Genomic DNA, 24,413 nt, shown 5'->3' on the forward strand with positions numbered 1-24,413 from the left:
AAGAGAGCTCAGCTGCCCCTGCTTCTCGCGGATTTGCCCGAGCTGCGCCAAATATCCGGCACCGTTTGCTGGGGCCGATGAAGTCGGCCGAGAGCTCCTCCGGCAAATGATGTAGTTTCGCTCCCGTTGCTCGTGACTGATCTCTCGGGCGAATCTTTGATCAGGCGTTTGCTGCTGTGCGATAAGAGTTGGCAGGGGCGCTGTGCCCATTTCTGCTCAGTTGCAGTGTTTGATGCACAGGTTATGGGCGGGAATATGTGTGAATTATGTGTTAACGACTATGGTTCAAAGCTCCATCTGAATCTAAAGTTGATTTCATGACACAGAGCAATGCGTCCCACCCGCTGAATGTGGCAATAGTTCCAGATTCGTTCAAGGGCAGCGCCCGGGCTAGCGAAGTAGCTGCCGCGATTTCCGCCGGTGTGCAGGCGGCTGCAAACTCAATTAGCCGTGAAGTAGCAATTACGGCGGTCCCTTTTGCCGACGGTGGCGAGGGAACCCTGGACGCGCTGACCGACGCATGGGGAACCGAGCCACAAAATGCCCAAACTACCGATGCGGTGGGTCGAACAGTCAGTTCCCGGTTCGGATTGTCTGCAGACGGGAGAACAGCCGTAATCGAAGCTGCTGAAGCCGCTGGATTACCTCAAGTCAGTGACGTGCCTCGGCAGCCACTGACCGCGACGACCTTTGGGCTCGGCGCGCTTGTCACGCAGGCATTAGATCTTGGTGTCCAAAAAATCATTCTTTGTCTGGGCGGTTCAGCAACCACCGATGGAGGAGCTGGGCTTTTATCCGCCCTAGGGGCGAAGCTCCTTGACGTGCAGGAACAAGAAATTGCTCCAGGCGGCGGCCGGCTCAATGAATTGGCCAGCATCGACGTTTCCACTTTGGATCCGCGGGCGCAACAGGTCACCTGGCAAATTGCCTGCGATGTCACCAACCCACTGCTGGGTGCTAATGGTGCGGCCGCGGTATTCGGTCCGCAGAAAGGCGCCTCACCACAGGAGGTAGAGAGGCTGGACGCGGGTCTTCGGAAATTGGCAGATGTTCTAGAAGCTGCAACCGGGCGAAAAATGCGTGACCGTGCAGGAATGGGAGCTGCCGGAGGCCTGGCTCTTTGCATTGGATCCTATTGCGAGGTTGAGCTAGTGCCCGGATGGGAACTGGTGGCACAGGCAATCAACGCGCATGAGATCCTTTCCGCCGCCCAGCTCGTCTTCACCGGCGAAGGGCGCCTGGACTCTCAATCCTTACAGGGCAAGGTAGTAAGTGGGGTATTGCAAGCGGCCAATCCGCAAGCAGACGTCATTGTCATCGCCGGTTCGGTTGCCTTGGACGAAGCGGCGCTCGCCGACTCTGGAATCCTCGCCGCCTACTCGATTGCCCAAGGCCCAGCGGATCTGGCAGAGCTCTCCGCTAACGCATTGCAGCTTATTCGGCGTACCGCATATAACGTGGCCCGCACCTACCTGCGCTGAACTGGCGCACTGATTAGACGCTCACCGACGCGGTGCCGAGAAGCCCCGCCTCTAAGATGACCTGAACCGAACCTTCGTAATGTTCTCGGAGTAAGCGGGCGAGCTTGGAAGCATCATGGCTCAGCGCGGCTTCAAGCAGTTGCTCATGTTCATGCTCCACGTTGCGGGCACTGGCTGCGTCAGAAGTTGCCGCCCAGCGCCGGTACAACAATGTTGAATTAGCTAAGTTAGCTGACAGTGCCAATATCGGTGCGCAATCACACGGGGAGAGCAACGCCCGATGGAAGTCGCGGTGGGCCGAACCCCACTCAGGGTTTAGTACTACCGGGGACTGGCTGAGATGTCTGGGGATTCGAGCTAACTTGTGATGAGCCGCGAAGAGCCCTGATTCCCATCCAAGATCACCGCGAGCTACCGCTAGCTTGGCGGCGAGTTCTTCTGTGACGCAGCGTAGCTCGGTAATGTCCGCTAATTCTCGAAGACTTAGTTCAGGTACGAAAAACCCTCGATTGGGCTTGCTCGTAACTAGGCCTTCGCCGGCGAGCTTCGTCAGCGACTCGCGAATTACGGTGGTGCTGGTCTCGAAGTGCTGCGCAATAGCCGAAGGCTGGAGCCTGTCACCCGGGGACCAGTGACCTTCTAAAATTGCGTTGCGGATACCGGCTACTGAGTGCGTCGATGCCTTAGCCATGATTAGTGCCGCAGGGCAGTATCGAAGTCTCTAAGGGCTGGAACCTTGGAGAGTAAGGATTGCAGCAGTGCCTGGCGCTCGCGCGCTGGTGCAATGCCTGCTACATAGAAATCTGGGCGGATCAATAGCACCGTTCCGGTAGCTGCGTCGAAAACTCGCCCGGTATCCAGCGCAGCGCGCGTATTACCGAGCTGGTCGGTGAAGATCAGACGGTGCCCCGCAGAGACTTCCATCAAATTCCATCCGGCGCCTAATAGTTCGTCTAACTTGGTATTTTCGCCGTCCACGCTGATATCCGGTTGTGGCAGGCTGCGCCCAATGAACTCGGCGGCCAAGTGCGGCACTCCGGGCAAGGCTGGGGAAACGGTACCAGTGGTGTAATGCGGCTGTTTGAGAAAGCGCATCTGCGTCAGCCAGCGGTTTAATGCTGGAAACACTCGGGTTCCGGTGACTACCGCATCACGAATGCGGGTCACCACAGGATTCGTGTTCATCACGACCCAACCAATGCGCTTGGACAGTTTCACCATGTCCGCCGCATGAGGCCGGCGTTCGGAGGCGTAATCGTCAATGATTGACTCGTTAGCTTCGCCCTTCACCACGGCGGCTACACGCCATGAGGCGCCAACGGCGTCACGGATTCCGGCGTTCAAACCCTGCCCAGCAAACGGTGGCATCAAATGCGCGGCGTCACCGGCAAGCAGCACGCGTCCACTGCGGTAGCTGTCGGCAATACGCTGATGAGCGGTATAGACGGTGGCCCGGCGTACCGTGACGGTGGAAATGTCTTGGTAGGGGGTGACTAGTTTGGTAATTGACTCGGTGCTGATCATCGCTTCGCCATCTTCATGATCAAAGAGCATGAATTCGTAGCGGCGCCGACCGTTGACGCCGGGCACGACGACAGCCGGCCGGGTTCCATTGCAATGGAAGGAGGCAAAAGGTTCGGGGTTTCCCGGAACGTCGAGCAAGTCCACCACGATCCAACGTTCTACCTGTGTGGATCCTTGCAAGCCGATGCCTAGTTCACGCCGCGTGAAGGAACGGCCCCCGTCACACGCGATAACCCAGCTGGCCTTAAAATCCAGCTCGGTGACCGGTGAGTTTTCCGGCGGTGCACTTTGTGAACCAGAATCTCCGGCTAGGGCACCGTTGTAGCCAAGGCTGCGCTCGCCGAGGCGGGTGGCCGCGACTCGGACACCGTGTTCGTCCTGGGTAATCGAAGTGGCGGAGGTGTTGAAATGCAGGCTGATCTTCTCGCGCTGAGCCGCTGCCTCGTAAAGCAATCCTTCGAGGACCGGCTGATCAAACTGTGATTTTCCGGGTTGGCCAAGGCGCGGGTTTCCGGGGCGGACGTCGGCAATCACCTTGCCGCCAAGGCCAAAGTAGCGTGCCCCGGTATCCATGAGCATTTCGGGAGCGAGCCGATCCATGATGCCTAGATGCTGCATCACGCGCAGGGTCTCGTCGGTGGCGCTGATGGCGCGCGGTTCGTCACCGCTGCCCGGGTTCGCCTCGATCAGGGCTACCGTCAAGCCGGCGTCCGCCAACAGATTGGCGGTGGTCAGTCCCGTAGGACCTGCCCCAATAATCAGTACATCGACTTCTGCACGTTCGGCCACAGCCCGCTCCTTACTTTGCTTTGAATGGTACTGCGTGGATACTTAGACTTCGTCCTTGACGGTATTACGCAGAACGCCCAGTCCGGTGATCTCCACTTCAACGACATCACCGTCGTTGAGCAGTCCACCTTCACCCCAGAACAGGCCTACGCCGCCTGGAGTTCCGGTGACAACTACGTCTCCCGGGTTCAGCTTGGTGAAGCCGGTGACATAGTTGATCAGCTGTGGGATGTTGAATACGAGGTTGGAGACCGGAGCGTTCTGGCGGACCTCACCGTTCACGCGGGTTTCCAGGGTCAGCTTGTTAACGTCGCCCAGATCCTTGGCCGGGACCAGGTATGGGCCGAAACCGCCGGTTGCAGGGAAGTTCTTGCCGGGGATCCACTGACTGGCAGCTTTCTGCCAGTCGCGGACCGAGAAGTCGTTGTAGCAGGCATATCCGGCGATGTGGTCCCAGGAATCTTCTTCGGAGACGCGCCAAGCTTCCTTGCCAATGACCAAGGCCATCTCGCCTTCGTAATCAAATTTGGTGGTGGAAGCCGGCTTCACCGCAGGAGCCAAGTGACCCATCTGAGTATCGGCGAAACGGGTGAAGACCGTTGGTGCGGTCTGCCCGGTCTTGCCGGATTCTTCCTGGTGAGCCAGGTAGTTCACACCGATGCAGATGATCTTGCCTGGGTTGGTCAGTGACGGCAGGTGGGTGATCTCAGCTTCGTCGGTAGTTGGCGCACCGGACAGATCCAGTTCGGTGCCGAAGGCACCCTTTTCAATTAATTCACGCACGTTGGCTGCGAGGTTTTTGCCGGTTGGGCCCAGATCATGCACGGTGCCATCGATGGCTACGCCCCAGGTCTCGGTGCCGTCAGCTGCAAGGAAAGATACGTACTTCATGTGATTGTTGCCTTTCGAAAATTTTGTGAATCGCTCAGTTGTTAGATGAAAGTTTTAAGTTCGGTGACCGTGGGGATGCCGAAGGTGCGGAAGTCCTCGGTACGCCGGTTGGACCACATATTCCACCAGTTTTCGTCCTCGCCCCAGATGACCGGGTCGCGTTCATCGTCATAGATCTGTTCAAGATCGGTGTACAGCTCGACGACGGCGCCTGAAGTTTCTACGTAGTACGCGGCGATATTGTGTCCCGCGCCGTGGCGGACCGGGCCCCAGATCAGTTCGCGTCCGGCGGCGCCGAGGCGGTCGCCGAGCTTGGCTAGGTCGTTCACGGACTGGACCTGCCACGCATGGTGGTGGAAAGTGCCCTGGCCCTTGATCAGCGCGATGCCGTGGTGGTCTGGGTTGCAGCGCATGAAGTAGGCGTAGTCATCGCCGATGATATCGGAGAGCCGGAAGTCGAAGATGCGACGCAAAAATTCCATCATGCCGCGCACATCGCGCGGGTGGAAGTTGATGTGGCCGTAGCGGTCCGGGCCGAAGGAGAGCAGGCCGCGGTCGGTATGCTGCATGCCGGTGTAGATCTCGAAGACCCAGCCTTCGGGGCCGATGAAGGAGAATCCATCCTGCACGCCGGCGGAGACCGGGGTCTCGGAGACGATCTTGAAGTTCTCCGTGGCAACGCGGCGGCGGATTTCGCGCAGTGCGTCGCCGTTCTGAGCGATCAGGCCCAGCGAGTGAATGCCGTTGACCTCGGACTGCACATAGGTCAGTTCGTGGTGCACGGAATTTGCCGCCAGATAGACCTCATTATCGGTGCGTTCGGTGACGCGCAAGCCCAAGAGCTCCGTGGCATCGAAGATTGAGCCTTCGATGTCGTTGGTTTGGATGGAAACGTGGCCCATTTCCCTAATTAGTCCCCAAGCCATGGTGATCCTCTCGGTTAGCGCGAATGCAATCTGTCTCAATAATTAGATTATCTTTGTTTAAGCAGATTATCCAGAGATGTTGAAAAGTTTCTTAAATGAGTTGATGCCCGTCCCGATCAAGTCCGGAACGGGCATCAGAATCAGCGCGCAAATGCGCGAAGTTATGTCTCGCGGGGTGACAACTAGGCCAAGAAATTCGATGAGCTCTTGGAATCGATGCGGCCAGTGGAATGTGTGTAACTCAATTCCCCCGGGGGAGCATCTCCTTGAGACGCTACTGCTGCATAGCGATTGCGGACTTCACCGTATAGGCGCCAAGCGCTTAGTGGTCAGACGGCGTTCGAGTCGATGATCTTGAACCCCGGAGCCGGTAACCTGGCGAGCCTCGACGGTGCCAACTTGATGCGCCGGCAAGGGGTTGCCTTGCGTGTCGGCAGGTATGCCGTCCTTCAAGAATGAACCAAGTAGCGAGCTGAACTGTGTTGAGGCCTCATCATAGGTCTCGGGATCCAGCCCGCGTAGCATCGGCGCATCTTCCCAATGCTGTGCATTGGCAAAAGCAAAGGGAAGCTCAAAGCAGTGCGCGGAGCGTGCCTTGGGCAACTCGGAAACTACTGAGAAGCGAACTACGTGGCTCTGCTTGCCTGCTGCTGCCACGGCATCGGCCAGCTCGGTCGCGTACAACTCAATCTGATGTAAGGTCATCGCGCGAATCATCCGGTCCTTCGCAGTCACCAGCGACTGATCTTCGGCGAAGACCTCCGCGACGATATCCGGATCGGCGAAATGCGCACCTATGAATCCATGCACAGCTGGTTCCGGGAAGGCTTGATCCGGCGCCTGGCCGATAAAGGCGGTGGCTTCGTCGGCAGTATGGCTCAACATCACCTGATCTACGTGCAAACGCGAAGCCGCGGCGCCGGCGTCGAACAAGTCGGCGGGAACCGCTTGGTCGGCGCTCGGATAGAGCCCAAGGCCGCGCCCGGCCCAGTGCTTGCCGATGCCGCTGGCAGTGGACAGTAATTGAGCCGTCGTGACGGTTTCCAATCCCCGTTCGCCCAGGTGCTCGGTAACGAGTGCCTGGCGCTGCGCTGCTTCTTGTTCTGACATTGGCGGTTGGAAGGACAGCGAGCCGAAGTAGACGCGCTGAAAGAGACCGCGGGCTTCTTCGAGCTGGGCCAGGGTAAAGGCCCAGAACGCACCGGCAGACTGGCCCGCAAGCGTGACGTTCTCAGCGTTTCCACCCAGCGTGCCAATGTGGCGCTGCACCCAGCGAAGCGCCAAAAGTAGCTCTTCGGGTACGGTATTTCCTCCGCCAACGCGACCTCGATGGGCGAGCAATCCGACTCGGTAATTCACCACAACGACTACAGCCCGTTGGGTATCGGCGAAGTTCTGCGCGTTATACCAGCGCACGGTACCGGCGCCGGAGACAAAGCCTCCGCCGGGTAGGAAGACCATCACCGGAAGATCACGAGCGCCTGCCGGTGCGAACACAGCCAGCTGGAATGCATCCTCAGACTGTTCCAGTTCCTGCAAAGCAGGGCCGAGCAGCCAGTCCAGGGACCCGGGGCTCTGCGGGAACACCACTGGACTGGACTGAACTAAGTCCTCCACCGCCTGTAGCGGCGCAAAGCGTGCGCCGGTAGCGGTGGCATAGGAATAGACGGCCATGCCTAGTGAACCTCGTTGTACTGGGAAGTATCCACCGACCGGGTGACGTTCCAGTATTCAACGATTGGGTACGGCCAGATCTGTGAGACGCGGCCGAACTTGTTCTTGTACCAAGTTTTAACATCTGGGTGGCCCCAAGCTTTAAGCCGGTTAGCCGCATCTAAATCGGTGACGAACTTGTCCAAGACCTCCTGCTTCAGGTCTAAGGCCTTCAGATCCTTTTCCAAGAGAATGTGTATCGCATCCAAAATGTAGGTCAAGCCGTACTCAATCATGGAGAACAATGAACCGTTGACTACATGGCCGGTATTTGGTCCGGAAACAATAAATAGGTTGGGGAATCCTGGAACGGTAACTCCGGCATAGGCGGTGGCGTTACCCGCCCAGTATTCGTGCAGGTCAACACCCTTAGCGCCGGTGACGCGCAGTGGTTCTAGGAATTCGGAGGCTTGGAAGCCGGTGGCGTAAATGATGACGTCAAGCTCGTGCAGCGTTCCGTCGCCATCGATGATGCCGGCTTCGGTCATCTCGGCCATGCCTTCGGTAACCAGAGTAGTCTGCGGTTTCTTCAGGCTTGCGGACCAGACACCGTTGTCGCGCAGCATGCGCTTTCCGCCAACAATGTAGTCTGGGGTGACTTTAGGCAGCAAATCAGGGCGGTCTGCGTACTGCACCTTGAGCATCTCGGTTAGTTCTTGACGAACTCGTTCGTTGATTTCCGAGACGGAACCTTCCTTGGTCCAGTTCGGGTCCGCGGCGGTAGAGTGCTGGCGGCCCTCGACACCGAGCCAGTGCTGCCAGAGGCGAAGCCACTGGCCGAATTGTGGAAGATGCTCTACGAGGTAGGTGACGGACTCGGGCATGTCCTCGTAGTAGAACGGGGTTGGTAGCATCCACGGTGACGAACGCTGGAATACTTTCAGCTCCGATACCTGATCCACGATGGCTGGAACGATTTGGTAGGCGCTCGCACCGGAACCGATGACCGCGACCTTTTTGCCGGTTAGATCGATAGCCGGATCCCATTCGGCCGAGTGCACCTGGATGCCGGCGAACTTTTCACGGCCAGGAGTCTCCGGGAACTTGGGCCGATCAAGCTGGCCGACAGCCGAAAGAACTGCATTAAAGCGGCGCTCCTCCACCTGGCCGCCGTCTACGATCATCGACAAGACCCACTCACCGGTGGCTTCATCCCATTCGGCGGAGAGGATTTCGGTGCCCATCTGAATGTTTTCGGTGATCCCGCCGCGCTGCGCAACATCTCGGGTGTACCTGTGGATTTCTGCACCTTCAGAGAACTGTTGCGGCCAGTCATCACGCTGTGCAAAGGAGAAGGAGTATGCATAGTTAGGAGTATCAAGACGTACGCCAGGGTAGGTGTTTTTCCACCACGTGCCGCCGACTTCGTTGCCCTTTTCAAAGACCGTGTAGTCCAAACCGGCCTGCTTGAGGCGGTAAGCGGCGGCCATTCCTGCAACCCCCGAGCCGATCACTGCGACTGTGAAGTTACGCTGCGCGTCTACTTGGTCCTTGGTAAAGCGGGGTGCCCCGCTGTGCTGTGGAACGAGAGACATATCGTGCATGAGCATCGGATGGTACTCGCGGGTAGCGCCATTAGTGAGCCAGTCCAGAATCTGTGTGGCCTGCTCGTCGGAGAGCGTCTTTGCGCTGGTGATCTTTTCGTCCCGAACGCGCCGTAACGCGTCAAAGGCCAGGTCGCGTGCGGCAGTACGCTGCGCCTCATCCATTCCGCCGTGCGGCTGACCGACGGTATCAACGGGAGGCTGCGGGGGGCGTAGCTCATCTCGCAATATTGAGTAGTCACCGGTGGCTGCAGCCAAAGCGATCATCAATGGCGGGAGATCCGTGGAATCTACAACCTGACGCAACTTCGCGTCATCATCGTTAATCGCGGTGTAGCTATCGCGGGCATATAGATCGTCAAGCTTATGCGCAGCGCGGGTTTCGATCAGCGATTCACTCATTTTCACTCCTGAAGTCATCGGTTTTGCGGGAATTTTCGGATTCCCACAAACTCTCTTTGTAACCAGTGTCACTCGTTGGTTATGCATAAGTCAACTAAAAATGTATTCTGTAAGTCGTTTGGTATGATTTGTGTCATGGCTAAGCGGACCGACTCGGAAACGATGTCAAAGCACATTAGAGACACCTTGCGCACCGATATATTGGATGGGCGCTGGGAACCTGGCGCTCGCCTGCAGTTGACGCAACTTTCCGAACATTACGACACCTCAAGTACCGTGATTCGTGAGGCCTTGACTCGATTAGTCGGGGACAGGCTCGTGACGTTGCGCCCCAATCGCGGCTTCTTCGTCCCAGAGCTTTCCCTTGCCGAATTAGGTGACATCGTTGAAATGCGTTGCGCCAATGAGCAGCTCGCGGTGACGCTAGGTTTTGAACGAGCGCCCTTGGAATGGGAGAGCGAACTAATTGCTGCGCACCATACCCTGAACCGCACGCCTCGTCGTTCGGCAGAAGATCCGGACAACCACACCCCTGCGTGGAACCATGCTCATCAGGAGTTCCACAACAAATTAGTTGAGGCCTGTGGAGTGCCTATGCTGTCGGAATTGACGCAGACCCTCTCGGACCTGATTCAGCTCTACGGACGTTGGGCTGGGCCGGCAACACGAGACGTCAAGCGCGATATTGAGCAGGAACACGCGGATATCTTGGCCGCAGCACTGGACCGTGACGCACGGCTAACTGGCGCGCTGTTGCGAAAGCACTACGAAATTACCTTAAATGCTGTGCGTAATGGTGGTGAGGCTGGATTGGCCTGTGCAGACCATGCGGTCTTAGCTAGCTAAAGCGAAGTACGCCAAAGGCGCGTCACGCCCTTGGCGTTTTGCCGCATCAAATTACTGGCACAAGGCTCGTTGGTAAATGTGGCGTATCGAAACTGCAGCGGGCTAAATCGCGCACCTTTTTGAGGTGAGGCCCAGCGTCTCGGCTGTCATGGAACGAATGTCCTGCTGCTGTACTGGCCGGCTCTCCAACTTAAATAGGAGTCCAGCAGGGGAAGCGAATATTTTGCGCCTGCTGGACTCCCAAGTGCTAACGCAGCTGTTCTTGAGGTGCACTGGAGCGCTGCTCACGGAAGCGCTCTGGCCAAATGCCTTGCTTGCCGGGCGCAAGAATACCTGCAGGATCTAGCGCATCCTTGATCTTCTCTTGCAGGCGACGTGCAGCGTGATCATTGAAGTCAAAACCGTCAGAGATGCGGTCCATGTAATCCACATGGCTGCGGTATGGTGCGTAACCGCGTTCCCGCGCAAAATCCAGTAGTTCTGTATAAAGTGCGCGAGCACGGGTAAGCATCTCGTCATTGCCACGTTCAAAGAAAATCATCGTCACGTGAACCATGTGCCGGGGATACAGGTGGTAACCGATGTACAGATCAAACCCATATTTTGTGTAGAGCTTCTTGGCTTCTTGATAGAACTCATAAACGGCTTCGCCGCGGGCTGGAATGATTGGTGCGGCATCGATGTGACCACCGTTTTCAGCAGCCCATCCCACGGTGGACAGTGGCTTCAGGGTTGGCACGCCGGCCATTTGAGTTTTATCCAAGGGGGCAATGTCATCATGTTGCAGGGCAAGTCCTTCGGCTCCCGAGTAGAAGCGTGCCTTGACCGTAGCGCCAGGAATCTGCGAGATACGCTCTTCAACGATTTCTAGACGTCGTTCGCACAGCGCGCGGTCACCGTAGAATGCAAACTTTCCATTCCACTGGCCGATGCCGAACTCTTGGCGCATCTCTTCCAAGCGCCAGTCTGGAATGGAACCTTCGCCTTCCCAGAATTGAGCCCGATTTCCGCGCATCGTGGCCGCACGGACCACGTTGCCGCACAACGCATTATTCTGAATGATCTCTTCGCGGCGCAAGGTGGTGAGGATGTCTATTAGCTGGGGCAGATCTTCTTCGTTCTGGACCGCAATGTCACCGTTGACGTAGGTGTTTGGGGCTGGCTGTAACCACAGGCCAACTTGGGTGACCACGCCAAGATTCGATTGAGTGAATAAACCGTCCAGGGTGGGGCCGAATCCTCCTTGGAAGATCGGTCCAAGTTCCGTACCGTCCATGGCACCCATGCCGGTACGCACTAAGTCACCGTCCGGCAAGACCACTTCCATGCCGCAAAGTGACTTCACATGGTCACCGTACGGGGTCATGCCATATCCACGGTCCAGCATATTTCCTAGTACCGAACCCCAGCCGAGGGCCGGAACGGACATCCAAACGTTGAGTTTGTGCTCCTTGATGTATTCAAAAAGATCAAAGAAGGTCACTCCGGGTTCCACCACGGCGTAGCACAAACGATCATCTACCTTGATGATCCGATTCATCCGGCTCAGATCTAATGCAACCATGCCGCCATCTCGCGGTTCAGGTCCGCCGTAGCCCAGATTTTTGCCACAGGAGAAAGTCCACAGGGGGACTTCGTGTTTGGTAGCCAGCGCGACGATTGCCTGAACTTCTTCGGTATTTGCTGGGCGCACACCTGGCCATGGGGTGCGGCCTGGATTTAGCGGGTAGGGGTCAAGGTATCCTTCGGAGTCTCCGAGCGGTACGACATTTTCTTCGCCGACAATGGCGGTGGCTTCGCGCAGGAAGTCTTCACGACGATCCATGATTCACCCTTTTCTGGCCGCCGTATCAAAGGTGGCCTGATCTTCTTAATCGAAAATATTGCTTTATATCTTTGATGTCATCAATAGGATTGATGACATGAGTCTTGCCACGCACCCACAACTGACCTTGCGTCAGCTCTGGCACTTTGTCGTCGCAGCCGAGGCGGGGACCATGGCCGAAGCCGCACGCCGCCTGCACCTAGCGCCTTCGGCAATTTCTATGTCAATTGCCGAACTTGAACGCATTGTCGGAGCTGAGCTGGCGATCAAGCGCCGGGCCAAAGGGCTGACGCTCACGGCTACCGGTCGCACCGTGCTGCGCCAGGCCAGAGAAATGCTGGAACTAGCCCACGAGGTCGAAACGATGGGCCATGGAACCCGCGCCAGCCTGACCGGACCACTGACGGTGGGCTGTTTTATGCCCTTAGGGCCAACCATCATTCCGCCAATGCTCAACGCCTTCGCCTTGCAGTGTCCGAAGGTAGAGGTGGACTTCATGGAAGGATTCCACCAAGACATGCAAGCAGCCTTGCTTGATGGTTCCATCGATGTCGCCTTCCTTTACGGTGCAGACATTTCCCCAGCCCTGCGGTCGGCCACCGTGGCGATGGCCCCGGCTTACGTATTGCTTCCAGCCGATCATGCATTGGCTTCCGAAGCGTCGGTATCTCTGGAGCAAATTGCCACCGATCCGCTAGTGCTCTACGAATCTGATCCAATTACGCAGCGGATCCTTGGGCTCTACCAAGGATCCGGGATTTCGCCGCAGATCCGGCATCGTTCGCGATCCTATGCGACAGTTCGTTCGCTGGTCGGTACCGGCCGTGGGGTAGCGGTGCTGTTTCAGCAGCCTGCTCTCGAAGCGCCTTACGGCGAACTTCAGGTGGTGCTGAAACCATTGACCTTGCCCGATAACCAAACCGCGGCGGTTCCGGTTTCGGTGGCCTGGCCACGCAGTTCCCGGCTGAACTCCCGCGCCCAAGCATGGGTGGAAGTGGCCGCCGAACTCTTTGACCAGGCCGCCGGGGATTAGACGCGTTCGCGAATCGAGGCCGGGCGGGAGAGCCCGAAGTTGTCACGCAAAGTGGTGCCCTCATACTCGGTGCGGAAGTAACCGCGTTCCTGCAGTTCTGGGACTAGCTTGTCGCAGATGAGCTTGAAGCCGCCCGGGTTGAACGGAGCATTGAGGTTAAAGCCGTCGCACGCCTTGGAATCGAACCAGTCGATCATCCGGTCTGCCACGGTGCTGGGGGTTCCGGCCATCCACTGGTGTCCGGTGGAGCGGGCAAGATCTACGATGAGTTCGCGCAGGGTCATGCCCTGATCTACCGATTTGCGGCGGTAGATCTGGTAGCGGGAACCCAGCGCCGGATCATCGGAGAACCAGGAAGCCGGGATCTTGTCGTTGAATTCCAGCTCGGACAGGTCCATCTTCAGATCCGCCCCGACCTGCACGCGGCCATTATCCAAATGCAGGTGGTTGGCCAAGTGCTCGGCGAGCTCATCGGCTTCTGCCTGCGTATCGCCGAGGATCGGGAGGATTCCCGGAATGACCTTGATATCTTGCGGGTTACGACCCTTAGCCGCAGCCATGGCCTTGAACTTCGCGTAGAACTCAACGGAAGGTTCCTTCAGCGGCTGTGCGGTATAGATGCCGTCGGCCACCGAAGAGCCCAGTTCCATACCCGGACCGGAAGAACCGGCCTGTACTAGAATCGGACGGCCCTGCGGGCTGCGTGGCATGTTAATAGGCCCTTGGACCTGGAAGAACTCGCCAGAGTGATTGATCGGGTGGATCTTCTCGGTGTCCACGTACCAGCCGGACTGCTTGTCATTGATGACCGCGTCATCTTCCCAAGAATCCCAAAGCTGTTGGACCACGTCGACAAACTCGGTAGCGCGGCGGTAACGGGTTGCCGGGTCTGGCGCGGTTTTGATGCCGTAGTTCTGGAAGCCATCGGAGCTGGTCACGATGTTCCAGCCGGCGCGTCCGCCAGACATGTGGTCCAGGCCTGCCATCTGCCGGGCCACATTGTATGGCTCGGAGAATGAGGTGGAGACGGTGCCTATCAGGCCAATGTTCTTGGTACGTGCAGCCAGTGCGGCGAGTACCGTCATCGGCTCATAGAATCCGTTCATCTTGATATCGCCGCGCATCACGGTGTTAGCGTGCACGATATCGCCGAAGAAGATCGCGTCAAGCTTGGCGTCCTCGGCCATCTTGGTGAGGTCATAGACGAACTCGAGGTTGGCCAGTTCGCCGGAACGGGAACCGTCCATGCGCCAGGAATCTTTGTGGTAACCAGCGGGAAGCATGAAGGTGGTGAGCACCATGTGCTTCGGATTTTTGGGAGTCATTGTGGCTGTTCCTTTCCAAATGGGAATCCGTGATGCGAATTTCGCGGATGTAACCCAGGGCACTTGCTTCTATCGTGCCAAGCGGATGATAAGTCGTAAATAGAGAAGTTTTAGCTGTATACCATCAATAAAATTGATGATTGGATCTAAAAGTTTGCCACGGACCATAAGGTGCCGCGGCAAACCGTTAGTGCCTGTGTTCTCAGGCGTCGATGCTGTCTTTGTTCGTCGTGAGTTTTGACTGCTTGTGCTCCAAGGCTGCACCCTCGGGGCTCATGCGGATCGCGATAAAGCCGATGACAAGAATTGCTACCCAGAAGACGCCAACCGACATGACGCCGAAGGTCATCGCTAGTGCGGTGGCAATCATCGGAGTGAAGCCCGCACCGAGTGTTGAAGATCCTTGGTAAGCCAGCGAGGCGCCGGTGTACCGGACATCGGCCGGGAATAGCTCGGAGATGTAGGCGCCAATCGGCCCGGCGAGAATTCCCTGAATCACTCCATTGCCAACCAGTACCGCGACCATGAAGCCCCATCCGGTTCCGTTGCTCATTAATGCGATGGCTGGGAAAGCCCAGACGATACCGGCTACCGCGCCGACGGTGAGAATCGTTTTGCGACCGTACCTGTCAGAAAGCCTTGCCGCCAGCAGGCAGACGATAATCGTGATGATCGCGGCGTAACCCTTGGTGTTCAAGACGAAGGACCGGTCGACCCCCAGACCTACCGCTTGGGAGACACCCCATGAGGTCAAGATCCCTTGGCAGGTGTAAAAGCCAAGCGAGGCGACCAAGGTAATAACCACGGTTTTGGAGTGGTGTTTGAGCACCAGCGAGATCGGGGTCTTGCGTTCTTTTTGTGCTGAGGCTGCCTTGGCGTCCATCTCCTGGAAGACCGGGGACTCTGCGACTTTAAGCCGAATCACCATTCCGATGACGATGAGGACCGCTGAGAAGAGGAACGGAATACGCCACCCCCAGGTGAGGAAGTTGTCCCCGGTGCTGAAGGATACAAATGAAATGAGGAAGGTTGCCAGCAGGCCACCGGCTGGCGCGCCGGCGTTGGCGAAGGATGCCGCAAAGCCACGCTTATTTGCAGGTGCGTGCTCCAGCGCCATAAGTGTTGCGCCGCCCCATTCGCCGCCTACCGAGATGCCTTGAACTACGCGCAGCAGGACCAGGATGATCGGAGCAGCGACACCGATGCTAGCGGTGGTTGGCAGTAAGCCGATAGCGATGGTGGCAAAACCCATCATCATCATTGACAGCACCAGCATCTTCTTGCGGCCCACGCGATCACCGAAGTGACCGAAGATGATTCCGCCCAGCGGCCGGGCGACGTAGCCCACCGCGAGTGTTCCAAAGGAAGCGAATAGCGCTAGACCGGGGGTGAGGTTCCCGAAGAAGACCTTGTCAAAAATAATCGAGGCGGCGGTGGCATAGAGGATGAAGTCGTAGTACTCAATGACGCTGCCTAAGAAGCTGGAGCCGAGGATTCGACGCAGGTCCTTTGTATTAAGGGAATCATTCTTGGAGGCTACTTGAGAATTTTCGGATCCGGTGTTCGCTCGTGGTGCAGGCACGGTTGAACTCCTTCCTAATGGGGGTTTGTGACTCAGCCCATAATGGCGCACATCACGCAGTTTTGTCCAGTTTTTACCGATTGTGTGTTAAAGAATATTTTTTCTGAGAATTCGCAGTTGCTGAAATATCGCGGATTTTGAGTGTTTTTGGTGAAAAGTTTGAGCAAGGGATTGATTTGCGTCACACTCTTTATATAAACTTAGACACAGAATATATTTTGAGTCCCGCTTGAGGGGCGATCCGTTAGGAGTAATCACATGAGTGCACGCACTGGTGAGCAGTACCGGGCAGGTCTGAAGGATTCCCGTGAAGTTTGGCTAGGTAACGAACAGATCGATATCACCGAGCACCCCGCGTTCCAAGGGTCCATTAACGGCATGGCCGCTTACTTTGACTACCAGCACAAGTACGCAGCGGACTGCCTGATGCAGGATGCCGAAACCGGTGAAGAGCACAACGTCTCACTGCTGCGTCCACATAACGCGGAAGACATTGCACGCCGCCACCGCGCATTTGACCGCCTGGCCCGCTACTCCAACGGCATGCTTGGCCGCACCCCGGACTACGTCAACGTAGTACTTGCCGGCCATGCCTCCCGCCCGGACATCTTCGCCAAATCCGGTGACCCTGTCTACTACGAGCGTCTGCAGAACTACTGGCGTCTAGTGCAAGAGCAGGATCTGGCCTTGACGCACACCATTGTTCACGCGGCCATTGACAAGTCAGTTGGTGAGCTTCAGGGAATCAACGAGGAATTGACCCTGCGCGTCGTTGAGCGCACCGATGAAGGGCTTATCGTCCGCGGTGCCAAGATGCTCGCTACTCTCGGCCCGATTGCCGACGAACTCTACGTCTACCCAGCGGTGCCCATCCAGAAGGGCTACGAAGAATATGCGCTGTCCTTCGCGATTCCGGTGGCTACTAAGGGCGTCGTCTCGGTCTGCCGCGATCACTACGGTGTGGACCAGCCAATCGTGGACAAGCCCTTCTCCTCCCGTTTTGATGAGCAGGACGCGGTGATCATCTTTGATGATGTGCTCATCCCGTGGGACCGCGTATTCATCGATGGACAGCTCGATGTCTACAACTCCCTGAACGCGGGAACCGCCACTGGCAATACCCAGCAGCAGACCGCCATTCGCGCCTCGGTCAAGCTCGAATTCGCCTATGACCTCTGCGTGCAGATGGCCAAGGTCACTGCCACAGATACCAAGCCGGAAACCGCGTCAATGCTCGGAGAAATTTACTCCTACCTGCGCATAGCCCGTGCGGTAATTCACTCGGCTGAGGTCAACGCCTCGGAATGGGGCGGCGGTGCGTTCTTCTGCCACGATGACATCTCCAGCCTGCGCACCATGATGCCTTTGTGGATGGCTCGGGTCAACGACATCATCAAGTCCATGGGCTCGCATAACCTGCTGGCTACACCAACCGCCGCGGCCTTCGAAGAAACCCGTCTTGGTCCGCTACTGAAGAAATACCTGCCAGGTGCCAACGGCATCCTGCCGGAGGAGCGCGCAAAGATCTTCCGCACCGCATGGGACTTCGCCGGCTCCGCATTGGGCAGCCGCAACGAACTCTACGAGCGCTTCTACTTAGGCTCCATTGGACGTGCCCGCGCACTGGACCACAAAAAGGCTCAGATGAAGGGTGAGACCGGAGCCTATGAGGCAATGTTTGCTGAAGCTGGCATCTTTCCCACCCCAGTAGCCGATGACAGTCTCGACCTCGACGCCGCCACGGCGCGCGCCTAAGGAGCTGACGTGCAAACCCGGACGCCGGACCTGCTCGACACGCTCATTGGGCATGCGCTGGGAACTCAATTCACGGATCTGCCCCCGCACACCGTGCAACGAGTATCCCAACGCCTGCTCGATAGTGTCGGCGCAGGATTGGCCGGACATCAAGCGGACGGCGCGGCAAAGCTCCGCAGGGTAGTCGCCGCCTGGGGAGAAGGTACCCAAGCGCAGGTGCTAGGAACCGGGCAACGGTTGCCGGCATCCTCGGCGGCCTTCCTCAATGCGGCGCTGATCCGCTCCTTCGACTACGAGCCGGTCGAGGCCGAGGGGCCAGGCGGTAAAACCGTCGCTGCGCACATTTCCGGCACCACGGTCCCGGTGGCTCTCGCTTTAGGGCAGTCCACCGGTACCAGCGGCGCCGAGGTCATCACCGCGCTCGCCGTAGGCGATGATCTCACCGCACGCCTCGCGGTGGCTGGCGGCTTCGACGTGTATTCCGGCCAGGACAACACCGGAACGGTAAATGTAATCGGTGCCAGCCTGATTGCTTCGCGGCTGCTGGGGTTGGACCACGAGACTACCCGTCATGCGGTAGGCATCGCGGTGAACCAGGCGGCCGGAACCGTGGCGGCGATCTTTGACGGAGAAAATAGTTTCAAGCTCCCTATGGCCTTCGCAGCCAGGGCAGGAATCAACGCAGCTCAGCTCGCTGGCGCCGGAATGCGTGGTCCACAAGATCCGTTGACCGGAAAGCATGGATATTTCGAGGTATTCACCACGGATCCTGATCCGCAGCTCGCGCTTCAGGGTTTGGGTGAAAGTTTCCACGGGGACTGCACCATCAAACCATTTGCTTCTTGCCGCGCGGCTCAGCCTTCGCTCCAGGCCTGCGCCGAACTGGTCACCAAGCATTCGGTGCGTGCCGAGGACGTTGAATGCCTGAGCGTGCATGTTACCGAACGAACCCTGAACGGATTTGTCGGAGCCCGGTTCAAAGAAGGGGAAACCCGGACCACCGCCGCATTGTTCTCCATCCACCTCACCGCCGCGGTGGCTCTGATGCACGGCACGGTACGTCCCGAACATCTGACATCCAAGGCGCTAGCTGATCCGCGGCTGACTAACCTGCTAGGCCGTATCGAGCTAGCCGGCACGCTTCCGAATAACCAGCGTTTGACGGCCGAAGTCACCGCGCGTTTGAAAGACGGAAGCATCAAACATGTGCGGGTAGAACATCCGGATGGCAACATCTTGCGCACCGCACTGACCGAAGAAGCAATAGATGAAAAGTTCGCCCAGAATCTTGCGTTCGGCACGCCGCAACTTACTGAACGCAGTGATGCATTACGTGAACAGATAAAAAATCTCGGGGCGGCAGCAAACCTCGAAAAACTTTTTGAAACTCTTGATCCCAGCAAAAATTTCACCTTGATTCCTCAGGAGCAGTACTCATGAATACCGCAGCAAAAATTGAGAACGTACAGCCCGTAGACCAGAACATCTTCCGCAACGTCGTGGGACATTTTGCCTCCGGCGTCACCGTGATCACCACGGCGGTTGATGGACAGCTCTACGGCACCACGGCTTCTGCAGTCTCGTCGCTGTCCATGGATCCACCGATGATGCTTGCCTGCCTGAACCGTTCCAGCAGCACTCACGACCGCGTGGTTGAAGCAGGAGTCTTCGGGATCAATATCCTTGCCGAAGATCAGGGCGCACTGGCCTTCCACTTTGGACGTAAAGGTGAAGATAAGTTTGCCACCGTTGCGCACACCTTATCCCCAGAAGGAGTGCCGCTGATCGATGGGGCGCTGGCCACCATCGTATGTAAGGTCGCCGAAACTCCTACCGGTGGAACGCACACCGTGTTCCTCGGTTTGGTGACCCAGTCCGAGGCGCACGACCGCGAACCACTGGCCTATTACCGTGGAACTATGGGGCGGCTGGAACCAACTAAGGAACTTGCCGCCTACCAGGCAACCCGCACCTGGGTATTGCTGCGCACCAGCCCACTGGGCGAAGACTTGGACCTTGATGCAATTGCTGCCGCCTCCCGTACGGACGTAGACCACGTCGCCATTGCCCTGGTGAAGTTGGAAAGCGAGCACCTGGTCTTCCGTACCGAGGGTGGAAAGTACCAGCCCAAGCCAATTACCGCAGAACTCACCGATTCCGCCTACGATTCACGGGCAACTATTGAATCTGGGGTGATCGCGGTGCACCTTTCCAAGCTCACCGATGAGACCGTTGCGCAGCTGCGTGAGATTACCGAGAAGCTAGGTACCCTGCGCCAGGATTCGGCCGCAGATCTCGACGCTTTCCTCGCGCTCAATGTTGCTTACCATGATGCGTTGGTCGGAGTTGCAGGATCTTCTCAGCTGATCGACTCGTACCGCCGTTTGGGTATCGGCACCGTGTGGCGTCAGGCGTTCACCGGCGAAGAGTGGGCCCGCCAGCTGGATCACAGCTATGTGGTCAAGTTGACCGAAGCTCTAGCCGCTCGGGACGTGGCAGCTGCGCTAGCTGCACTGGCCGAACACACCAAGTTTGGCAAGTCGCTGGCGCGTGACGTGGTCTCGCGTCACGGAGGCCAGGTCTAAGACTTAGCTAAAGCCAACTCAGGCCGATCCGTTTTCCCAGCGAGTGGGGAAGCCGGTCGGCCTGAGCTGTTAGTAGCAGTTGGCGCTCATCCTGTGGGTGTACCTGGCGTGCGCAGAGTTCGCCCTCTGAGCTGAAGCCAACCGAAGGATTGCTGACTAAATTTAAAGTCATGATGAAGAAAAAGTACCTTTCAATGCTCGCCGTGATAATTCCTAGCGCGTTACTGCTGACTGGTTGTAACGTTGCCGATTTAGCGCAAGACAAATATGAGCAGTCAGCGTCCAAGAGCGCAAAAACCTCTGAGGAAGGTGTGGCCTCCGGCTTGCTTCCGAAATGGGTTCCCGCCGGCGGTACGGACGTGAAGTTGGAACAGCGCAGTACCGGCGACGAGCGTATCTTCACCATGAACTACGCAGGAGAATTATCTTCTGAAAGCTGCAAACCACTCAAACTGGTGGGAGTACCCAGCGACAAAGAATTGGAAAAGGGTTATGCCGCAGACCCGCGCACCAAGAAACTGACGGCGGACAATTTTGTCACCTTCCGTACCCTCGAAGCCGACTGGTGGCCGCAGGACGCTGAGCAGCGAACCACCGCGCTGTGCGGGCGTTGGTGGGTGCACCAAGACGCCGGCAAGCTGTACGCCTTTGCGCCGGATAACTCCAGTGTTGCGAACGCAATCGTTGCCGAGCGGGCCGAAACCGCGAAGAAGGAAAGTCAGTAGATCCCTAGTCGACAGGCGGAAGGGTCATGATTTGGGCATCACCTTCGGTGATCAAGACGGTGTGTTCGGTATGTGCGGTGCGGCATCCCGTGGCGCTGCGCAAGGTCCAGCCATCTGGATCTGTGACGAGCTTCGCGGTATCGGTCATCACCCATGGTTCTAACGCAAGCATCAGTCCGGGAACTAACTTGTAGCCACGGTTTGGGCGTCCGGTGTTGGAGATGTGCGGGTCTTGATGCATGGTGGAGCCGATGCCATGTCCACCAAATTCGGTATTAATTGGGTAGCCCGCATCGCGTAAGACTGCCCCGATGGCGTAGGAAATATCGCCAGTTTTATTTCCAGGCTTAGCTGCTTCGATCCCGGCGGCTAGAGCGCGTTTGGTGGCGTCGATCAGCTTTTCATTTTCCTCATCTTTGGATGCTCCGACGACAAAGCTGATCGCGGCGTCTGCGGATATCCCGTCCTTGGTAATCGCTAGATCAAGGGTTAATAGGTCTCCGTCGGCTAGCGCGTAATCGTGAGGCAATCCGTGCAATACGGCGTCGTTGACCGCCGTGCAGATGTAATGGCCAAATGGGCCGCGTCCGAAGGAAGGTGCGTAATCCACGTAGCAGGAGACCGCTCCGGCGCCGAGGATCATTTCCTTGGCCCAGGCATCAATTTCCAGCAAATTGGTCCCTACTGTGGCACGCTCGCGCAGTGTCTGCAGAATTTTTCCCACCAGGGCGCCGGTAACCTGGGCGCGTTCGGCGTCTTTGGAATTTAGAATTTCAATCATGAGCAACCCTTCGATAAACCAATAATAATACCGTTCATACTATACCGGTACTATAATTGGGTTTATGGTCAGATTACCCCTTACTCTTATGGAGCTCCAGCGCGGCGAGCGACTCGGTGCCCTGTTGCGAACTGCGCGTGCCGAACGCACCATGGTTGACGTAGCCTTTGATGCGGGAATCTCTCCGGAGACGCTGCGCAAAATCGAATCCGGACGAATCGCCACTCCATCGTTCGCCACTATTGCAACTATTGCGAACGTCCTGAACATCTCCCTGGACGAGCTCTGGATGACGTTGACCGTCGATACCGACGGTCTCAAAGCTGAGCGTCGCAGGGAGACTGCGCAGGAACGGCTAGCCAGCTAGAAGCGGATCACGCTGCGGGCTATCGCCCCGGTTTCCTGCTTCTCGTAGGCTTCGTTGATCTGCTCTAGAGGAATTTCTTGAGCAATGAGGTCATCTAAATTCAGACGTCCCTGTAAGTAAAGATCTGCATAGTAGGGGATATCCTTGCGGACATTTGAGGACCCCATGTAGATTCCATGCAAGCTGCGCTGATGGATCAAAAGATCCAACATGACATTAAGTTCCAAGGGCTTGCCCTGCGGTAGCCCGATGAAATGCACATGCCCGCCGGTACGCGTTACATCAATAGCTTGGCGCTGGGTGGCTCCGAGTCCGATGGCTTCAAAAGAATGGTGCACTCCAGTGCCGGTGATCTCCTTGATAGCTGCGACAACATCCTGCTCACCGCCGTGGATGACGTGGGTCGCGCCAAATTTTTTGGCCAATTCCAGCTTGTCTGGTTGCAGGTCAATTCCGATAATGGTCTTTGCGCCGGCCAATCGTGCACCCTGAATGACGTTCAATCCAATGCCACCCAGACCAACCACCGCAACGGTTTCCCCTGGAGCGACCTTCGCAGCATTGAGAACCGCGCCTACGCCAGTTGCGGTGGCGCAGCCGAGTACCGCCGCTTGTGCAAACGGGATCTCTTTGGGGACTTTGACAAGCTTGTTCTGATGCAAGACCGTGTACTCCGCGAATCCTGCAACACCGAACCCCTCGACGCGATGCCCCTCACGGGTAAGTCGAGCGGGGTCTTCCGAGCCGCGCAGGGCGGAGTGTGGGGAGGTGCAACGGTAGCTTGCGCCATTGACGCACTCTGCGCACGTTCCGCAGAAGCTGATCTCGGTGGCGATGACATGGTCGCCGATTTCGAAGTCTGTGGCCGCTGGGCCCAGGTCGACTACGATCCCAGCCATTTCATGCCCAACCACCATTGGCAGCGGACGTCCGCGGTCGACATTTGCCACAATGTGGTCTGAATGGCATAGTCCTGCCGCTTCGACTTTGACCAAGACCTCCTTGCCACGAGGTTGGTCTACTTCAATTTCTTGGATGTCGAACCCTTCACCGATGGTGTTGACGACTGCTGCGCGCATGAAAACCTCATTATTGGATTTGTGTATCTAAAATACATTATTTCTACTAGTATATTTTCAAGAGTGTTATTCGTCACGTCTTTTCGTGAAAAACTTTTTGGAGGAACTCCTATGCAGGCTGCAGTCATCTCGGAAGTCAAAGGCGCCTTCGACGTTTTGGATATTAAGGTGGACAACCCGGCGGCACATGAAGTGCTCATCGACGTTAAAGCCAGTGGACTGTGTCATTCTGATCTTCACGTAGCCAGCAACGACCTTGGCTTTCCACTACCTGCAGTGCTTGGGCATGAAGTGGCTGGCGTGGTTGTGGGCGTCGGGTCGGCGGTCACCGCACTGGAGCTCGGTGACCGCGTTGTCACCTCACCGGTGCACAGCTGCGGGGTGTGCACCGGATGCCGCAGTGGACGCCCTTACCAATGCCGGGTTCCTTCGCAGACTTCCCGGCCTTCAGGTGCCACCCCACGACTTTCCTTTGAAGGCCAGGCGTTGACCCAGTTCATTGGTGTGGGAGGGTTTGCGGAGCAAGTATTGGTACATGAAAACACCGTAGTGAAAGTCCCGAACAGTATTCCTTTCGACCGCGCAGCCCTACTTGGATGTGGCGTAGTCACCGGCGCTGGAGCGGCGATCAACACTGCTCGCATTCGCCCGGGGGACACCGTAGCAGTAATTGGTGCCGGCGGAGTGGGCCTCAACGTGATCCAGGGTGCCAAGCTTGCTGGCGCGACACGTATCATCGCCATCGACCTGCAGCCGGCGAAACTCGAACTGGCTTCGCTTTTCGGCGCAACCGACGTCATCAACGGCGCAGACATCGACGCGGTAGCCGCCGTGCAAAAATTGACCGGAGGCGGCGTCACCCACGCTTTCGAGGTCATCGGATTAAAGCCCACCACGGAGCAAGCCGTGGCGATGCTGGAAATTGGCGGTACGGCCTACCTCATTGGGGTGCATAAGCCGGGCTCCACCATCGATGTCACCCCCTTTGGCGACCTGATGGGCAAGCAAAAGGGAATTCGTGGAGTTGCCATGGGCTCAAGCAATATTCAGCTAGATATCCCGATGTACGCCGAGTTGTATCTACAAGGGCGCTTTAAATTAGATGAGCTGGTCTCGGCGCACATTACGCTGGACCAAATTGAGCGAGGCTATGAGCAGTTGCGTGGCGGTGCCGTCGCACGCAGTGTCATCATGTTCTAAGCATTTTTAATGGCGGTGGGGGCTTCGCTTGCGAAGCCCC

20 protein-coding genes are annotated in these 24,413 nt (G+C 57.2%); 9 read left to right on the forward strand and 11 right to left on the reverse strand.

The window, feature by feature from the left end:
* The first annotated feature begins 317 nt into the window (after window positions 1-317).
* Entirely contained in the window at window positions 318-1,481 is a 1,164-nt protein-coding gene (locus tag VJ369_RS00375) for a glycerate kinase (protein ID WP_324090180.1), read from the forward strand.
* A gap of 13 nt (window positions 1,482-1,494) precedes the next feature.
* Here VJ369_RS00375 and VJ369_RS00380 read toward each other — a convergent pair whose 3' ends face one another.
* The 6 genes from VJ369_RS00380 to VJ369_RS00405 form a co-directional block, all read right to left on the reverse strand.
* The gene (locus tag VJ369_RS00380) at window positions 1,495-2,172 is read right to left on the reverse strand and encodes a GntR family transcriptional regulator (RefSeq protein ID WP_324090181.1); all 678 of its coding nucleotides are present in this window, start codon (window positions 2,170-2,172) and stop codon (window positions 1,495-1,497) included.
* 2 nt (window positions 2,173-2,174) lie between these two features.
* A complete protein-coding gene (locus VJ369_RS00385) occupies window positions 2,175-3,794 on the reverse strand; it encodes an FAD-dependent oxidoreductase (protein WP_324090182.1) in 1,620 nt (539 codons plus the stop codon).
* Window positions 3,795-3,836: 42 nt separating this feature from the next.
* A complete protein-coding gene (locus tag VJ369_RS00390) occupies window positions 3,837-4,685 on the reverse strand; it encodes a fumarylacetoacetate hydrolase family protein (protein ID WP_324090183.1) in 849 nt (282 codons plus the stop codon).
* Window positions 4,686-4,726: 41 nt separating this feature from the next.
* Entirely contained in the window at window positions 4,727-5,611 is an 885-nt protein-coding gene (locus VJ369_RS00395) for a VOC family protein (protein WP_324090184.1), read from the reverse strand.
* Window positions 5,612-5,911: 300 nt separating this feature from the next.
* The gene (locus VJ369_RS00400) at window positions 5,912-7,285 is read right to left on the reverse strand and encodes a carboxylesterase family protein (protein ID WP_324090185.1); all 1,374 of its coding nucleotides are present in this window, start codon (window positions 7,283-7,285) and stop codon (window positions 5,912-5,914) included.
* 2 nt (window positions 7,286-7,287) lie between these two features.
* Complete coding sequence (locus tag VJ369_RS00405) at window positions 7,288-9,270, reverse strand: NAD(P)/FAD-dependent oxidoreductase (RefSeq protein ID WP_324090186.1); 1,983 nt, start codon at window positions 9,268-9,270, stop codon at window positions 7,288-7,290.
* 135 nt (window positions 9,271-9,405) lie between these two features.
* Between VJ369_RS00405 and VJ369_RS00410 the strand changes: the two genes are divergently transcribed.
* Window positions 9,406-10,116: a GntR family transcriptional regulator gene (locus VJ369_RS00410; RefSeq protein ID WP_324090187.1), complete on the forward strand. Its 711-nt coding sequence runs from the start codon at window positions 9,406-9,408 to the stop codon at window positions 10,114-10,116.
* A 247-nt stretch (window positions 10,117-10,363) separates the two neighbouring features.
* Here the strand turns inward: VJ369_RS00410 and VJ369_RS00415 are convergent, their stop codons facing one another.
* On the reverse strand, window positions 10,364-11,941 hold the full coding sequence (locus tag VJ369_RS00415; protein ID WP_324090188.1) for an FAD-binding oxidoreductase: 1,578 nt from the start codon (window positions 11,939-11,941) through the stop codon (window positions 10,364-10,366).
* A 97-nt stretch (window positions 11,942-12,038) separates the two neighbouring features.
* Here VJ369_RS00415 and VJ369_RS00420 point away from each other — a divergent pair, with 97 nt between their 5' ends.
* Window positions 12,039-12,974, forward strand: coding sequence for a LysR family transcriptional regulator (locus tag VJ369_RS00420; protein WP_324090189.1), 936 nt, complete (start codon window positions 12,039-12,041; stop codon window positions 12,972-12,974).
* On the opposite strand, the gene VJ369_RS00425 is transcribed toward VJ369_RS00420, so the two are convergent.
* Both VJ369_RS00425 and VJ369_RS00430 read right to left on the reverse strand, forming a co-directional pair.
* Window positions 12,971-14,299, reverse strand: a complete 1,329-nt coding sequence (locus VJ369_RS00425; RefSeq protein ID WP_324090190.1) for an NtaA/DmoA family FMN-dependent monooxygenase — start codon at window positions 14,297-14,299, stop codon at window positions 12,971-12,973. The genes VJ369_RS00420 and VJ369_RS00425 overlap by 4 nt on opposite strands.
* Before the next feature lie 202 nt (window positions 14,300-14,501).
* Complete coding sequence (locus VJ369_RS00430) at window positions 14,502-15,881, reverse strand: MFS transporter (RefSeq protein ID WP_324090191.1); 1,380 nt, start codon at window positions 15,879-15,881, stop codon at window positions 14,502-14,504.
* A 258-nt stretch (window positions 15,882-16,139) separates the two neighbouring features.
* On the opposite strand from VJ369_RS00430, the gene VJ369_RS00435 reads away from it, so the two are divergent.
* The 4 genes from VJ369_RS00435 (at window position 16,140) to VJ369_RS00450 (ending at window position 20,946) form a co-directional block, all read left to right on the forward strand.
* On the forward strand, window positions 16,140-17,636 hold the full coding sequence (locus VJ369_RS00435) for a 4-hydroxyphenylacetate 3-hydroxylase N-terminal domain-containing protein (RefSeq protein WP_324090192.1): 1,497 nt from the start codon (window positions 16,140-16,142) through the stop codon (window positions 17,634-17,636).
* A 9-nt stretch (window positions 17,637-17,645) separates the two neighbouring features.
* Window positions 17,646-19,076 (forward strand): MmgE/PrpD family protein, encoded by a 1,431-nt coding sequence (locus tag VJ369_RS00440; RefSeq protein WP_324090193.1) that lies wholly within the window; start codon window positions 17,646-17,648, stop codon window positions 19,074-19,076.
* Window positions 19,073-20,221 carry a flavin reductase gene (locus VJ369_RS00445; protein WP_324090194.1) on the forward strand — a complete coding sequence of 383 codons (1,149 nt, stop codon included), beginning with the start codon at window positions 19,073-19,075 and terminating at the stop codon, window positions 20,219-20,221. The genes VJ369_RS00440 and VJ369_RS00445 overlap by 4 nt, the downstream gene beginning before the upstream one ends.
* A 194-nt stretch (window positions 20,222-20,415) precedes the next feature.
* On the forward strand, window positions 20,416-20,946 hold the full coding sequence (locus VJ369_RS00450) for a hypothetical protein (RefSeq protein ID WP_324090195.1): 531 nt from the start codon (window positions 20,416-20,418) through the stop codon (window positions 20,944-20,946).
* A 4-nt stretch (window positions 20,947-20,950) separates the two neighbouring features.
* On the opposite strand, the gene map is transcribed toward VJ369_RS00450, so the two are convergent.
* Window positions 20,951-21,727, reverse strand: a complete 777-nt coding sequence (gene map, locus VJ369_RS00455) for a type I methionyl aminopeptidase (protein ID WP_324090196.1) — start codon at window positions 21,725-21,727, stop codon at window positions 20,951-20,953.
* A 64-nt stretch (window positions 21,728-21,791) separates the two neighbouring features.
* On the opposite strand from map, the gene VJ369_RS00460 reads away from it, so the two are divergent.
* Entirely contained in the window at window positions 21,792-22,094 is a 303-nt protein-coding gene (locus VJ369_RS00460; protein ID WP_324090197.1) for a helix-turn-helix transcriptional regulator, read from the forward strand.
* Here VJ369_RS00460 and VJ369_RS00465 read toward each other — a convergent pair.
* Window positions 22,091-23,173 (reverse strand): Zn-dependent alcohol dehydrogenase, encoded by a 1,083-nt coding sequence (locus tag VJ369_RS00465; protein WP_324090198.1) that lies wholly within the window; start codon window positions 23,171-23,173, stop codon window positions 22,091-22,093. The two genes, VJ369_RS00460 and VJ369_RS00465, sit on opposite strands and share 4 nt — an antisense overlap.
* A 111-nt stretch (window positions 23,174-23,284) precedes the next feature.
* On the opposite strand from VJ369_RS00465, the gene VJ369_RS00470 reads away from it, so the two are divergent.
* Window positions 23,285-24,373 carry a Zn-dependent alcohol dehydrogenase gene (locus VJ369_RS00470; protein WP_324090199.1) on the forward strand — a complete coding sequence of 363 codons (1,089 nt, stop codon included), beginning with the start codon at window positions 23,285-23,287 and terminating at the stop codon, window positions 24,371-24,373.
* Window positions 24,374-24,413: the final 40 nt, after the last annotated feature.

Origin of the sequence: Glutamicibacter sp. (assembly GCF_035257265.1) — a bacterium.
Taxonomy (GTDB): Bacteria; Actinomycetota; Actinomycetes; order Actinomycetales; family Micrococcaceae; genus Glutamicibacter.

Coding starts and splice junctions, on each gene's coding strand:
- VJ369_RS00375 (WP_324090180.1), top strand. CDS start 318: ATGACACAGAGCAATGCGTCCCACCCGCTGAATGTGGCAATAGTTCCA.
- VJ369_RS00380 (WP_324090181.1), bottom strand. CDS start 2,172: ATGGCTAAGGCATCGACGCACTCAGTAGCCGGTATCCGCAACGCAATT.
- VJ369_RS00390 (WP_324090183.1), bottom strand. CDS start 4,685: ATGAAGTACGTATCTTTCCTTGCAGCTGACGGCACCGAGACCTGGGGC.
- VJ369_RS00395 (WP_324090184.1), bottom strand. CDS start 5,611: ATGGCTTGGGGACTAATTAGGGAAATGGGCCACGTTTCCATCCAAACC.
- VJ369_RS00400 (WP_324090185.1), bottom strand. CDS start 7,285: ATGGCCGTCTATTCCTATGCCACCGCTACCGGCGCACGCTTTGCGCCG.
- VJ369_RS00405 (WP_324090186.1), bottom strand. CDS start 9,270: ATGAGTGAATCGCTGATCGAAACCCGCGCTGCGCATAAGCTTGACGAT.
- VJ369_RS00410 (WP_324090187.1), top strand. CDS start 9,406: ATGGCTAAGCGGACCGACTCGGAAACGATGTCAAAGCACATTAGAGAC.
- VJ369_RS00415 (WP_324090188.1), bottom strand. CDS start 11,941: ATGGATCGTCGTGAAGACTTCCTGCGCGAAGCCACCGCCATTGTCGGC.
- VJ369_RS00420 (WP_324090189.1), top strand. CDS start 12,039: ATGAGTCTTGCCACGCACCCACAACTGACCTTGCGTCAGCTCTGGCAC.
- VJ369_RS00425 (WP_324090190.1), bottom strand. CDS start 14,299: ATGACTCCCAAAAATCCGAAGCACATGGTGCTCACCACCTTCATGCTT.
- VJ369_RS00435 (WP_324090192.1), top strand. CDS start 16,140: ATGAGTGCACGCACTGGTGAGCAGTACCGGGCAGGTCTGAAGGATTCC.
- VJ369_RS00445 (WP_324090194.1), top strand. CDS start 19,073: ATGAATACCGCAGCAAAAATTGAGAACGTACAGCCCGTAGACCAGAAC.
- VJ369_RS00450 (WP_324090195.1), top strand. CDS start 20,416: ATGCTCGCCGTGATAATTCCTAGCGCGTTACTGCTGACTGGTTGTAAC.
- map (WP_324090196.1), bottom strand. CDS start 21,727: ATGATTGAAATTCTAAATTCCAAAGACGCCGAACGCGCCCAGGTTACC.
- VJ369_RS00460 (WP_324090197.1), top strand. CDS start 21,792: ATGGTCAGATTACCCCTTACTCTTATGGAGCTCCAGCGCGGCGAGCGA.
- VJ369_RS00465 (WP_324090198.1), bottom strand. CDS start 23,173: ATGCGCGCAGCAGTCGTCAACACCATCGGTGAAGGGTTCGACATCCAA.
- VJ369_RS00470 (WP_324090199.1), top strand. CDS start 23,285: ATGCAGGCTGCAGTCATCTCGGAAGTCAAAGGCGCCTTCGACGTTTTG.